The sequence below is a fragment of the Priestia sp. D51 genome (genome assembly GCF_053345675.1).
Window position 1 is genome coordinate 358,054 of sequence record NZ_JBLTIR010000004.1, and the last position, 12,783, is coordinate 370,836.

Annotated in this window: 14 protein-coding genes; 4 read left to right on the forward strand and 10 right to left on the reverse strand. The window is 37.1% G+C overall.

Annotated elements, in window-relative coordinates:
* Positions 1-15: 15 nt before the first annotated feature.
* The 3 genes from ACNHOZ_RS18570 to ACNHOZ_RS18580 form a co-directional block, all read right to left on the reverse strand.
* Positions 16-891, reverse strand: coding sequence for a peptidylprolyl isomerase (locus ACNHOZ_RS18570; RefSeq protein ID WP_048021256.1), 876 nt, complete (start codon positions 889-891; stop codon positions 16-18).
* A gap of 25 nt (positions 892-916) precedes the next feature.
* A complete protein-coding gene (locus ACNHOZ_RS18575; RefSeq protein WP_048021257.1) occupies positions 917-1,918 on the reverse strand; it encodes an acyltransferase family protein in 1,002 nt (333 codons plus the stop codon).
* A 298-nt stretch (positions 1,919-2,216) separates the two neighbouring features.
* Positions 2,217-3,629, reverse strand: a complete 1,413-nt coding sequence (locus ACNHOZ_RS18580; protein WP_447697272.1) for an amino acid permease — start codon at positions 3,627-3,629, stop codon at positions 2,217-2,219.
* A 364-nt stretch (positions 3,630-3,993) separates the two neighbouring features.
* On the opposite strand from ACNHOZ_RS18580, the gene ACNHOZ_RS18585 reads away from it, so the two are divergent.
* Positions 3,994-4,647, forward strand: coding sequence for a GntR family transcriptional regulator (locus tag ACNHOZ_RS18585; RefSeq protein WP_048021259.1), 654 nt, complete (start codon positions 3,994-3,996; stop codon positions 4,645-4,647).
* A gap of 179 nt (positions 4,648-4,826) precedes the next feature.
* Here ACNHOZ_RS18585 and nhaC read toward each other — a convergent pair whose 3' ends face one another.
* Positions 4,827-6,233 carry a Na+/H+ antiporter NhaC gene (nhaC, locus tag ACNHOZ_RS18590; protein WP_447697273.1) on the reverse strand — a complete coding sequence of 469 codons (1,407 nt, stop codon included), beginning with the start codon at positions 6,231-6,233 and terminating at the stop codon, positions 4,827-4,829.
* Between the two features lie 323 nt (positions 6,234-6,556).
* Between nhaC and msrA the strand changes: the two genes are divergently transcribed.
* Positions 6,557-7,462 (forward strand): peptide-methionine (S)-S-oxide reductase MsrA, encoded by a 906-nt coding sequence (gene msrA / locus ACNHOZ_RS18595; RefSeq protein WP_033578792.1) that lies wholly within the window; start codon positions 6,557-6,559, stop codon positions 7,460-7,462.
* A 3-nt stretch (positions 7,463-7,465) separates the two neighbouring features.
* Here the strand turns inward: msrA and ACNHOZ_RS18600 are convergent, their stop codons facing one another.
* Both ACNHOZ_RS18600 and ACNHOZ_RS18605 read right to left on the reverse strand, forming a co-directional pair.
* Positions 7,466-8,161 (reverse strand): YqjF family protein, encoded by a 696-nt coding sequence (locus ACNHOZ_RS18600; RefSeq protein WP_221833449.1) that lies wholly within the window; start codon positions 8,159-8,161, stop codon positions 7,466-7,468.
* A gap of 19 nt (positions 8,162-8,180) precedes the next feature.
* Entirely contained in the window at positions 8,181-9,134 is a 954-nt protein-coding gene (locus tag ACNHOZ_RS18605) for an NAD(P)/FAD-dependent oxidoreductase (protein ID WP_048021262.1), read from the reverse strand.
* A 199-nt stretch (positions 9,135-9,333) separates the two neighbouring features.
* Here ACNHOZ_RS18605 and ACNHOZ_RS18610 point away from each other — a divergent pair, with 199 nt between their 5' ends.
* The gene (locus ACNHOZ_RS18610; protein ID WP_033578790.1) at positions 9,334-9,666 is read left to right on the forward strand and encodes a hypothetical protein; all 333 of its coding nucleotides are present in this window, start codon (positions 9,334-9,336) and stop codon (positions 9,664-9,666) included.
* 35 nt (positions 9,667-9,701) lie between these two features.
* Here ACNHOZ_RS18610 and motB read toward each other — a convergent pair whose 3' ends face one another.
* From motB to ACNHOZ_RS18625, 3 genes are all read right to left on the reverse strand, one after another.
* Positions 9,702-10,535 carry a flagellar motor protein MotB gene (gene motB, locus ACNHOZ_RS18615; RefSeq protein WP_025752068.1) on the reverse strand — a complete coding sequence of 278 codons (834 nt, stop codon included), beginning with the start codon at positions 10,533-10,535 and terminating at the stop codon, positions 9,702-9,704.
* Complete coding sequence (gene motA, locus ACNHOZ_RS18620) at positions 10,528-11,322, reverse strand: flagellar motor stator protein MotA (RefSeq protein WP_033578789.1); 795 nt, start codon at positions 11,320-11,322, stop codon at positions 10,528-10,530. The genes motB and motA overlap by 8 nt, the downstream gene beginning before the upstream one ends.
* A 129-nt stretch (positions 11,323-11,451) precedes the next feature.
* Positions 11,452-11,595, reverse strand: coding sequence for a hypothetical protein (locus tag ACNHOZ_RS18625; RefSeq protein ID WP_014460421.1), 144 nt, complete (start codon positions 11,593-11,595; stop codon positions 11,452-11,454).
* 140 nt (positions 11,596-11,735) lie between these two features.
* On the opposite strand from ACNHOZ_RS18625, the gene ACNHOZ_RS18630 reads away from it, so the two are divergent.
* Complete coding sequence (locus ACNHOZ_RS18630; RefSeq protein WP_014460422.1) at positions 11,736-12,014, forward strand: hypothetical protein; 279 nt, start codon at positions 11,736-11,738, stop codon at positions 12,012-12,014.
* 13 nt (positions 12,015-12,027) lie between these two features.
* On the opposite strand, the gene ACNHOZ_RS18635 is transcribed toward ACNHOZ_RS18630, so the two are convergent.
* On the reverse strand, positions 12,028-12,687 hold the full coding sequence (locus tag ACNHOZ_RS18635) for a serine/threonine protein kinase (RefSeq protein ID WP_028413611.1): 660 nt from the start codon (positions 12,685-12,687) through the stop codon (positions 12,028-12,030).
* Between the last annotated feature and the right edge of the window lie 96 nt (positions 12,688-12,783).

Genomic DNA, 12,783 nt, shown 5'->3' on the forward strand with positions numbered 1-12,783 from the left:
TCGTTAAGGTATTATTTATGAATCAAGTTTGTTTGTAATATCATACTTTTTCTTTAGCTTTTGTAACCATGTTGGATACTCTGTTTGGTATTTTTGATCAAGCAGCGTTTGCTTGATTTTTGCTTTGCTGTTTTCATATGTTGCTTTTTGCGCTTCTTTTTTGCCTGTTACTTTAATAATATGGTAACCGTATTCTGTTTTAACAGGATCACTTACTTCATTTACCTTCATTGAAAATGCTTTGTTGGCAAAAGCTTCGACCATATCGCCTTTTTTGAAGTATCCAAGGTTTCCGCCATCTGATTTAGAAGCTGTATCCGTTGAATATTCTTTTGCTAGCTTTGCAAAATCTTCTCCTTTATCAAGCTTTTCCTTTACTTCTTTTGCTGTTTTTTCGTCTGCTACTAAGATATGACTAGCTTTTACCTGTGCTTCTGTAGCTAGTGAATCTTTATTTTGATTAAAGTACGATTTCATTTCACTATCTTTAATATTAATAGTCGACTCGACCATTTTTTTTGCTTCAATATTCGTCTTTAAATCTTTTTTCAGCTCTGACAATTTTACACCGCTAGATGCTAATGCTTGATTTAGTGCATCTTCTCCACCGTACTGACTTTTAAGGTTTTCTAATTCAGCATTAATTTCTTTATCGGTTACTTTAATATTTTGTTTAGCTGCTTCTTTTGAAATGACTTTTTGTTCGATTAGTGAATCAAGGACGCTTGATCCTCCTTGAGCAAGAAGAGCATCATACAGCTGATCTTTTGTGATTTTTTCATCACCAACGGTAGCAACTACCTTTGATTTATTCATTGCTACGGCACCAATAGCTACTGCAGCAATAATGACAACGGCTGCGATAATCATAATTATTTTGTTTTTAGACATCATTAAACTCCTTTTCCATTTCTCATTACTTACCTAAACTTAAACTTTTGCGCGTTGGTAACGGTTTAAGCTCAATTAAAGGCCTTGCAATCGTAGATACGTATTTACTCGACAACAGCCACGCCACTCCACAAGCTCCAATCAAAAGAATGCTGTATCCTTGTACACTTTCTATCCATTCTCCAAAAGAAGATAAGCGAATATATTTAATCAGAAATCCATGTAGCAAATACACATAAAAGGTTTGAGCACCTCGAGATGTAAAAGACATCGTCTGTATAGGGATCAAAGCTAAAAAGGAAACCGTCATCGCTAAGCTGATGCTATAAAATAGTGTACGAATGATCATTCCCTCTACTTGATTTACACCTAAGGAGGCATAAGATTTTGAACCAAATAGCCACTCTTTCTCAAAATCCGGTGCTACGTACTGGATCCACAGAGCAATAATGAGCAATGTGCCTCCAGCTATTTTCTTACAAGAAACAGACGTCAACTTTTTAAAATGTTCTTTTTTCATATAAAACCCTGCTAAGAAGAAGGGGAAGAATACAAATGTTCTAGAAAGACTTAACGTTGTTTCTAGCGGTTCACATAAGCCAATCATAATTCCTAAAACTGCCGCGACGGCTAAAGGATATTTGATCTTTGTAAAAATGAACAGCATCGCATTCCAACAAAATAAACTTAGTAAAAACCACAGTGACCAAGCTGGCTGAAATACTGAAACTTCAAATGACGATTCATCATACAGTTTATAATCATATACCGCATAGATAAGTTGAAAGATAATATAAGGAAGTAATACTTTCTTCGCCATCTTCCACATATATCCTTTCTTTCGGTATCCCTTTGCAAAATATCCGCTTATTAAAATAAACGCTGGCATATGAAAAGTATAAATAAATATGTAGAGTGTTCGTAACCACTGTTCATCATTAATGAAGGGAGTTAACAAATGGCCAAACACTACCAGTACAATTAAGATAAATTTCACGTTATCAAAATACGCATCCCGCTTAGCCATTTGACTTCCTCCTTTCTTTTACGTTCTATGGATTTGTACGACGTGCTGCTGCGAATATCTTTTCTTTACATCCCTTACTATACATAGTGAAAATGAAAAAACAGTGAAAACTTTTCTTTTTTCTATTTTTAAATAAGGCGCCGCTAAATAAGTTTGACAAATGGCGCCTCTTTCTCTACTATATAGATACGCACCCTATCCAATTCAATTTCGCTTGTTGCGGGACACTTAACCAGTACGGATGGATAGGGTGTTTTTGTATTGCAAAAAAAAGCAGAAGACCTAGGTCTTCTGCTTTTTATTTTGCTATAGGCTGACTGTCATCTTTTCCGTTTTCTTTTTTACTTTTTAAATAATAAAACAGATAACAAAAAAGGACAAACGGGATACCGCAGTATAATGCGATACGCTGACTCTTATCAAAAGCAAGTCCTACACAAGCAGCAAAGCATAAAACGAATGCTAAGATAGGAACGAGAGGATATAAAGGAACTTTGTAAACAAGCTTTGATACATCATTTCCTTCTTTAATATAGCGTCTTCTGAACATAAAATGAGAAGCTGCAATAGCCATCCATACAGCTACCACCGCAAATCCAGAAATAGAAACTAATACTAAGTAAACAGTAGTTGGTGCAACCACGCTTGACAGCAAGGACAGACAAGCCACTCCCATGCTGATAAGCAACGAATTAAATGGAACTCCTTTAGACGTTACTTTCCCTAACCAGCTGCTAACCATTTTTTGATCGGATAATGACCAGAGCATTCTCGAGCATGCATATAAGCCTGCATTAGCGTTTGATAGTAAAGCTGTTAAAATAACCAAGTTCATAATATCTGCTGCATAAGGAATACCTATTTGATCAAACACCGTCACAAAAGGACTTTCTAACACTCCTGCTTGTTTCCATGAGATCAACCCAGATAGTACAAACATGGCGCCAATAAAGAAGAAGAATGTACGCCAAATGATATTTTTAATGGCTCGAGGTATGTTCTTTTCTGGATCTTCTGTTTCTCCCGCCGTAATACCAATTAATTCTGTTCCTGAAAAAGCAAAACTCACGGAAACCATCGTAATTAATACAGGCATAAGTCCATTTGGAAATAAACCGCCCTCTCCTGTAAAATGAGAAAGCATCGGCGCTTTTTCATGACCGCTAAGGGGAATGAATCCAAACATCGCTGCTGCGCCTAAAATAATAAATACAATAATCGTTAATACTTTAATACTTGAAAACCAAAATTCTGTTTCGCCGAAAAAACGTACAGATGTTGCATTTAAACCAAATAATAAAAGAGCAAACAGCGCGCTCCATATCCAAACCGAAACGTCAGGAAACCATCTTTGCATAAGCAGCCCAGACGCTGTAAACTCCGAACCGACAGATACTACCCAAGTCAGCCAGTAGAGCCAGCCCACCGCAAAACCAGTTCCCGGCCCTATAAACTTTGTAGCGTATACTTGAAATGATCCTGACACAGGCATTGCTACGCTTAGTTCCCCTAGACATATCATGACTAAATACATAATTAATCCACCGATTAAATAAGCAAGGAGCGTTCCCCCAGGACCTGCTGCATTAATTGTATAGCCAGAATTAAGAAACAACCCCGTACCGATAACACCGCCAAGGGAAATCATAAATAAATGACGGCTTTTCATTTTTCTTTGTAACTGATTCATAGATGTTGTATTCTCACCCATTATGTACCTCCTTTTTTATAGTAAACCCATCCAAAAACTTGGTTTTTTTACATATTCTCTATAGTCTCTTCTCTTCAGGAATAGGCTCTATTTCTTCGATATGTACGAATTTTGTATATTGTATACAATATACACTTCTTAAATCTTTTTACGATTATATCATTTTTCAGATTTTTTACAACAATGAATAGTAAAAAATATTTCAATAATTCTATTTTTTTATATTCTAACTAAGATTAAATGAAGTGATATGATATGATTATTTTTACACCTGTACGTTCTTTCTTGCTATTTTTATACTCTTTCATCACCATGACATGAAGAGAAAGAACGGCTGATGCGATATTTATTTTAGGGGGAAACAATGAACAAGGGGCCTATGATTTATCATTCATTAAAAGATCATGTATATAACTACATAGCAAGTCAAATTCAAGAAGGTACACTGCTGCCTAACGACAAAATAAATGAAGCCAGTATTTGTTCTCAGCTGAATGTCAGCCGAACGCCTGTAAGAGAAGCGCTTATTAAATTAGCTTCAGACAACCTATTAGAATACAGACCGCGCAGAGGGTTTACTGTAAAGGAAATTGATACACAAAAAAAACTAGAAGTATTTGAAATCGTCGGTGCTTTAGATGGTCTGGCAGCTGCCTTGTCCATTGATCACTTAACTGAAGAAGATTTTACGAAGATGGATGAGCTTATTAAAAAAATCGATGTTTCGATTGAATCAGAAAATTATCAGGATTATCAAAAATATCAAACGTATTTTCATCGAGTATATTTGAACCGATGCGATAATGTGACCTTAAAAGAACAGCTTATGTCTTTACAAGACGGATTCATCAGACAAACGTACTTTAGCGATGACACCAAAGAGCTATACGCCATTTTACGCGTAATGAATGAACATCACCGCCATATTCTAAAACTTCTGCAGCAGAAAAAAAAGGCCGATGTTCAGCTTTACCTTCAAAATGTTCACTGGAAAATCGAATACCCAGAAATGATTTGATCAAAAAAAACTCGAGACATAACTAAATCAATTCGATCAACAGCTAGAAGAAACGAAATACATGAAACCTACGTTTATCATACCAATGAAAAAATCCGAACGAAGTGGATTCTTCATTAAGAATCTCAATTCATCGTTCGGATTTTTCTTCAACTAAAACTCTTTTGTCCCAGCCTCTTTTATTTTGCTATAGCAGAACGCTGTTTTTCTTCTTTTACGTACCAAATGAATTTCCCTGTATATCCGTAAACAATCGCCAAAATAATAGAGACAAAACTGAGCCACATAAACGGCAGATAAGCGAATGTAGAGATCCCAAGCGTTGTAGCTAGAAATACACCGTTATCCGTCCACGGAACCATTCCAGAAGTTAAGGTTCCCCCTACTTCTGAGTTACGGGCAAGCACTAGACGCTGTATTCTTAACTTATCGTAACTTTTCTCCATAATTTTCGGTGTTAAAATTAATGAAACATACATCGCACAACCAAATATATTTCCTAATAATCCAACGAAAATAGTAGAAGCCGTAACGTTTCCTGAATTGACAAGAATTTTTTCAAATTTAGATAGCAGGACTTCTAAGACGCCGAGCTCATCTAATAACCCGCCAAATCCTAGTCCAAAAATAATGACAATAATAGAACCGACCATGCTTAAAATTCCGCCACGATTTAATAGCTCACTTAAAAATGTGTTGTCGGTATTAATTTTAAATCCTTCATAAGCCGTATTAAATGCGCTCGCCACATCCATATGTTGAAAGACAACTGCCCATATAATTCCTAATAATGAACCAACCGCAATTGCTGGAAGAGAAGGTTTCTTTAATGCTAAAAGGACAATGACAGCCAAAGCCGGAATCAGCATCCACCCGCTGATGTGAAATGTATCCAACAGCGAAGATTTTAATTCTTCTACCCGTCCAGCATCAAAATCTTTTCCCCCATACATAAACCCTGTTACCGTAAATAATACTGCCGTAATGAGATAAGCAGGAATATCCAATACTAACATTGCTTTTACGTGATCGATAACGTTCACTCGGGCCATTGACGCAGATAAAATGGTACTATCAGAAAGAGGAGAAAGCTTGTCTCCAAAATAAGCTCCTGAAATCACGGCTCCAGCTACTAAAGGAAGCGGCATACCTAAGCCTTGTCCGATTCCCATCATCGCGATTCCGGCTGTACCAACCGTTCCCCAAGATGTTCCTGTTGAAATCGAGGTAATAGAGCAAATGATAAGTGTAGCAAGTAAAAAGAATGTTGGATTAATAAACTCTAATCCAAAATAAATGAGAGAAGGAACAACTCCTCCGGCAATCCATGTTCCAATTAACGTACCGACGGCTAATAAAATTAAAATAGCTTCTAAGCCGTTTGATATTCCTTTTGTAATGGCCCCTTGCAGCTGATTATACGTATATCCAAGTCGTACTCCTAGCGCCATAACAATAAACCATGAAATAAATAAAGCGAGCTGAATAGGTAAATCAAAAACAGTTGCAAACGAAATAACAACAGCTAAAAATAAAGCAAGCACAATCATTATTTCCCACATAGATGGTAAACGGGTTGTGTTCAAACTAGCTCCTCCTAAACTGGTATGTAGATTCTGGAATGTGGTATCGTTTAAGAGCAAAACGTCCTTATTTTTTAATTGTTCCTCTTACTGCTCCAACGTATGTATTTCTATGAGTACTTAAACAATAAACTGCATCTTTTTAAGAACATAAAATAAGGATACTCGCGTAAACAATAAGCCATCTTTCTTTTATCCAGTGGTCATAATACCATAAGAGTGTGCTTTCTTACAAGACTCGTTATAAAGCGCTTTCTGTTTGTTTATACATTTTAATATATAAATATATTTTCATTTATTTTATTCAACGAAAAGAGGAAAGTAACATGAAAGAATATGCAACGTTTGCAGGAGGATGCTTTTGGTGCATGGTCGCTCCTTTTGATCAGCTTACAGGAATCATTAGTATCCGCTCGGGCTACGCTAGAGATGAACAAATCGCTTCTGAAGCTAAACAGGAAAGCGAGTACGTAGAGGCCGTGCAAATTGTATGGGATCCTTCTCAAATTACGTTTGAAGAGCTGCTTAACCTGTATTGGCAGCAAATTGACCCTACGGATTCCGCCGGACAGTTTTCAGACCGCGGACCATCGTATCGAGCCATTATTTTTTATCATAACGAAAAGCAAAAAGAAGTGGCTCTCGATTCTAAAAGAAAGCTCGCCCAAAGCGGACGTTTTAAGAACCCTATCGTCACACCTATTTTACCTTTTTCTTCTTTTTACGAAGCAGAAGAACAGCAGCAGGATTATTATCGAAAAAATGCATTTCACTATAAATTATACAAAGAAGGCTCGGGGCGAACTGATTTTCTGACGCAGCATTGGCCCAAGGACCGCTCTTACCTTAAAAAGTTCCTAACGCCTATGCAATATTTTGTTACGCAGGAAAACGGAACCGAACCCCCTTTTACAAATTTATATTGGAATAACAAAAAAAAAGGAATTTACGTTGACCTTCTAACTGGAGAAGCACTGTTCAAAACGTCAGATCAGCTTCCTTCTCATACAGGCTGGCCCATTTTTAAGCGTCCTATCTTATACGGAAACATAAAAAAAGTGCCGGCTCAGCATTCAACAGCGCTAAAAAGCAAAGAAGGAGATAACTATCTTGGTTTACTTTTAACAGAAGAAAACAGCGAATACTATCAAGTAAATTCTGCGGCTCTTCGCTTTATTCCAAAAGAGAAGCTTAAAGAAGAAGGCTATGAAGATTTTTTAATTTTGTTTTGATGCCTATACTTTCTTAAACGGGTAAAAATAAGCAGTTACTTTCTTTGCGTAGTGTACAGTTAAATTATGATAGTCCGCCGGACGCAAAAAAGGCTGAGTGATAGAATCATCTCTTATTTCACACTCTCCTTTTTGCAGCTCCCAAGGATCATGATAAAGGTCTCCTCTGTAGACATTTCCTTGATGAGTGGTAAATAAGCAATAGCGCTCTGTAAGCCAATGAGCTAATTCTCCTTTTTTACTGCGATAGGACGGAGAAGTACCTCTATATGTAAGCTTTACTCGCTCTTTTTTTGAGTCTCTGTGCGTTCGAACTGACTGAAAAGAAATATAGTTCTGAGTTTTGTTGAATGTCATAGCAGCGTGGTAATAAGGCAAGTGAAAAAACTGACGAGCAATCCATACTCCTAGTGGATTGCTTGCGTCTAAACTAAAAAAATAAACGCCTTTTTCCCCTTTATATGTAACATAGGTACGCACATTTAGCTCATATAGCCGTGAAAAGATGGGCACGGCAGGCGTTCCTTTGAATCGAATGTCTGTCATCGTAAAAGGCACAAGCGCAATCCACGCTTGACCATTATAGGTGTCAGGCTCTAACTGACTCGGCAATAAAGAAGCCAAAAATGCCGGATCTACAGGCCAATGAATAAACAGTAAATCTTTCCACGTTTGTTTCATTATCCAATTATTTTTCACTTCTTGGTCCCTCCTTTTTCTAGATGTTCTTTTCCATTAATTCAGCGGCTGCCGATTTGCCTGACAAATATGCGCTCTCTAACCGTGAGTGATTCGTCTCGTCTTCCCTTCTTAAAAAAGCATCTCCTGCCACCAGTAGCGACGGCATAATTTTAGCAAAGGGCTGATGAAGAACTTGTTCAACCTCTGCATAGCGCCATTTCTTTATCTGGATGCTTTTAATATGATTTGCACCTATCCATTCTTTTATTTCATTTTTTATCATCGGCAGCAACTCACGTTCATGTTCATCAACATGTTTTTCTGACCAGTCTTTATTCATATATATGCTAAGAACGGGCGTCTTTGATATTCCTTTTTGCTCATGATTAATGATTCTTTGGATTGTGCCAGATGGATTCGTGAGTTGACCATGATCACCAAACAGCGTCTCTGTGTAAAGCTCCACGATAGCAACCAAGCAAGGACTGAATTTCAGTGTTTTAAGAATAGATTGGTCCACCTGTAACCTGCTGTTATTAAGCATCTCAATAACCTGAGGAGACGGAGGTGTAAGAATGATATCAGTCGCTTCAAAAATCTCATTTTCTTCTGTATATAACTGATACCTTCCGTTTTGAAAATCAATAGCTTGAACTTTTCGATTTACATATACGCGTAGATTTTCAGCTAAATATTTAGCTAGCGCATTCATGCCATTCGGACTTTGATACCGAGGGTGATGGTCACCAAACCACTTCTTAACCTTTCTATCACCTATCCATTTATTTACGTCTTGTTGAAATTCATCGGATCTCACTGTAAAAAATTGAGCTCCGTGATCTGCTTTTCCATCCCCTACTCGTCGGGTAGCCATTCGTCCCCCTACACTTTTTCCCTTATCAAGAAGAAAGACCTCTATTCCCTCTTTTCGCAATTCAGCCGCTGCTGTAAGGCCCGTCATTCCAGCACCTACTATGCCTACTCGTCTCATTTTTTCCTCCTTATTTAACGCATTTATTTACAGTATAAAAAAAGCGGAATGATTGAGCTAATTTAAACTGTCTTTTTCATTTACCTTTGCTCCTGCTTGTCTCAAAAAAATAGTCTACGATTCCTTTCATCTGAGTATACTTGTCGTATACAAATATATCTTTACCTGCTAGCACGTCTATAAATAGGAGGACTGTCACATGATGCTCTATGATATTAAGCATAAAGTATATTACGAAGTATTTAATACAGCTCGCCCTAAAATGAAGGACGCTCACCAAGGACGAAGCTGGGGATATGTTTATAAAAATCTCAATGGACAACCTACCAAGTTTTGGATTGACTTTACGCACGGACGTTTTATGTACTTTCAAGTTGAAGGCAAGTGGTATCGCGTGCAATATTTGCAGTCCAATGATAAGAAAAAAACAGCAGATGTCTTTAAAGGCGCTCTCATTGATTTGATTTTAGATGGAATGGACCTCAAGTTAGTACGAGGAAACTTTGAAAAGAGAAGACTCTTAGCTTTATAACACATAGAAAAACAGCCGTAAAAGCAGGACTGCTTTTACGGCTGTTTAATTGTACGAGGAGTAATCAATATTTCAACCCTTCTATTTTTCGCTTGCCCCTCTGCTGTATTGTTAGATGTCACTGGTTTGAACTCTCCAAATCCTTTTGCACTGAACATGCTTGGATTAAGCTTATCGTTTTTTAAGATAACTTTCATAAAGTTAACTGCTCTCATCACGCTTAACTCCCAGTTGGATTCAAAACCAGCGTTGCGAATAGGTACGTTATCGGTGTGGCCGCTAATAATAATATTACGAGGAGGATCAATCACCAAAAGCTCTGAAATATCATTTGCGATTTTTGTATCTTCACTCCGCACTTGTGCTCTTCCCGAATCAAACAATACATTGTCTCGAATGGAAATTAAGAGACCTTCCTCGGTTAGCGAAGTCTGTAATTGATTTGTTAAGTTTTTCTTTTGAATATACGCATTAATTTTAGATTGAATTTGCTGAAGCTCTTCTTGATCAGCTTCTCGAATGGTTTGCTCCTTTTGTTCGCTCGTTAACGATTGTGAAGAAGCAGGAGACTGATTAGGAGCTGTCTCTACTTCATTTGTTTTTTCCGTACTTTTAGCTGCAGGAGTATTTGAAGGCTGAACCGCTTCTTCAGATTCCTGCAGAGATTGAAATTCCATCACGCCCGTTCCTCCAACGAACGCTTCATTAAATGCGCGGGAAAGGTTCTTAAATTTTTGCGCATCCACTGAGCTCATTGCAAACAATACAATGAATAAAGCAAGTAAAAGTGTAAGCAAATCTGAGTAAGGAAGTAGCCAGCTTTCGTCAACATGGTCCTCTTCATGCTTTCGTTTTCTGCGTCTACTCATTTGTGCCCACTTCGCTTTCTTGAAGAAGCTTTTTACGTTCCGCTGTTGGCAAATAGGAAGCCAGCTTTTGCTCAATTACTTTCGGTGTTTCTCCTTCTAGAAGTGAAAGCACTCCTTCGATCATCATATACTTTACCTTTACTTCATGTTTCGATTTACGCTTTAGTTTATTTGCAAACGGATGCCATAGTACATACCCAGTAAAAATACCAAGAAGCGTAGCAACAAACGCCGCGCTGATCGCATGTCCTAGCGTATCTGTATCTTCCATGTTCCCAAGCGCAGCAATTAACCCTATAACAGCTCCAAGTACACCGAGAGTTGGAGCATATGTACCTGCTAAAGCGAAAATACTTGCACCCGTTTGATGTCTTTCTTCCATCGCATCAATTTCTTCAGACAACACGTCTCGTATATAATCCGCACTTTGACCATCAATAGCTAAATTCAAACCATTTTTTAAGAAAGGGTCATCTACATCAATAATTTGGGCTTCAAGTGATAGTAACCCTTCTTTTCGAACAACTTGTCCCCATTCAGAAAACATGGATACTAAATCAACGGGCTGCAGCATTTTTTGTTCTTTAAACAGGACACCAAACAGTTTTGGGACTCTTTTGATTTCATTTGAAGGAAATGCAATCACTACTGCTCCGACGGTTCCGACAATAATAATTAAAATAGCAGCCGGATTTCCTAACACAGATGGATTAACCCCTTTGAAAAACATGCCTACAATAAGAGAGGCTATTCCTAAAATCAGTCCAATAAAAGATGTTTTATCCATATGTAATTCTCCTATCCTTAACTTCCTGTTCTTTCTTTTTGTGTATTTTATCCTCATCTTTTATTTCGACTATTTCATAGAATTTTTAAGCTTTTTATGAATCATATTTACAATTACATCTTTTCTCTATTATAAAAACACTTTTTTCAACTTTTCATACAGAATATCTGAAGGTCCAGCTATAATCGCTACAATTTGATTTTCCACATAAATAGCAGCCGTCATCTTATTATCAATATCAGCTAAAATTGCAAACCCGACGTTAATATTCAACTTTACTCACCTCTGTAACGTTGTTGTTTATTCAACATATAAAAAGAGCAGTCTTACCATTTATTTTTCCGTGTTTTATTGACATTTGTAAATTTTATATTAAGATTATGTAAATGAGTTGACAAAATGGAGGTGATATTATGCTACTAGAAAAATACTGTAAAGACACTGATTTAATGATTATCCAGTTTACAATCGAACTAACAAAAGATATTCACGCTAAAATCTCCGCACGTACTTTATTTTATGAAGAACAGGTGATACGTTATGCTGAAAAAAGAATACGTTCTTTCTTACACCCTCTTTCCCTTAAACATACGCTAAAATTTGTCTATCAATCTGAAATACTACAAACCATTCTATTCAAATTAAAACCAACTTTTGAGCAGCAGCATGTATTGCGCTGTATTTCATCTTAAAAAGGAGTTTCCTTTAGCGGAAACTCCTTTTTGATTTGATTCTACGATATAGACGATATGCTTTTCTGATCACGTTTAACAACGGGTATGGCAAGCGGATATGGTACTTATCAATAAACGGATAAAAGGTGTAATAAGCTTTTACAAGGTCTGTCCATTTTTTATCAATACCTTCCTTATAAAAGTCAGAAATATCCACCACATACCCTCTTCCATCTTTCATCATGACATTTTTACCATGCACATCATACGGGTTTAACCCCTGGCTTCTTGCATAGTCCAAAGCTTTGTTCACATCTTTTATGACTTGTTCGGGAATCTTTATTCCCCGCTGTACAGCATCATACAAAGTAACACCTGTAAGTCTTTTTAAAATCAAGTACGTCTTTCCCTCATGAAAAAGTTGAGAATAAGCTGGGTGAACGCCCAGCTTTCTATACACTTGCGCTTCTTTTTTTACACCATAAACGTCTCTTCCGTATACTTTTACGACAAATTCAGGATAATTCTCGTGCGTAAACACACCGGCATAGTTTCCTTTACCAATAAGTACCCACTCTTTTGTTTTGTTCGTAACTTCAACTGGATCATAGTCACTTTCACTTTGAATCTTAACTTGCGTTAGTAATGATGTTTCAACTAGCGACACTAACTGTTTAATTGTTTTATCCATAGTCCCCTCTAAAAATCCTTCAGTAATCTCTATCAAATATTATCCTATGATAAATCTCAATGCAGGATGTGTCAATAAATTGACAGCCTGATATAA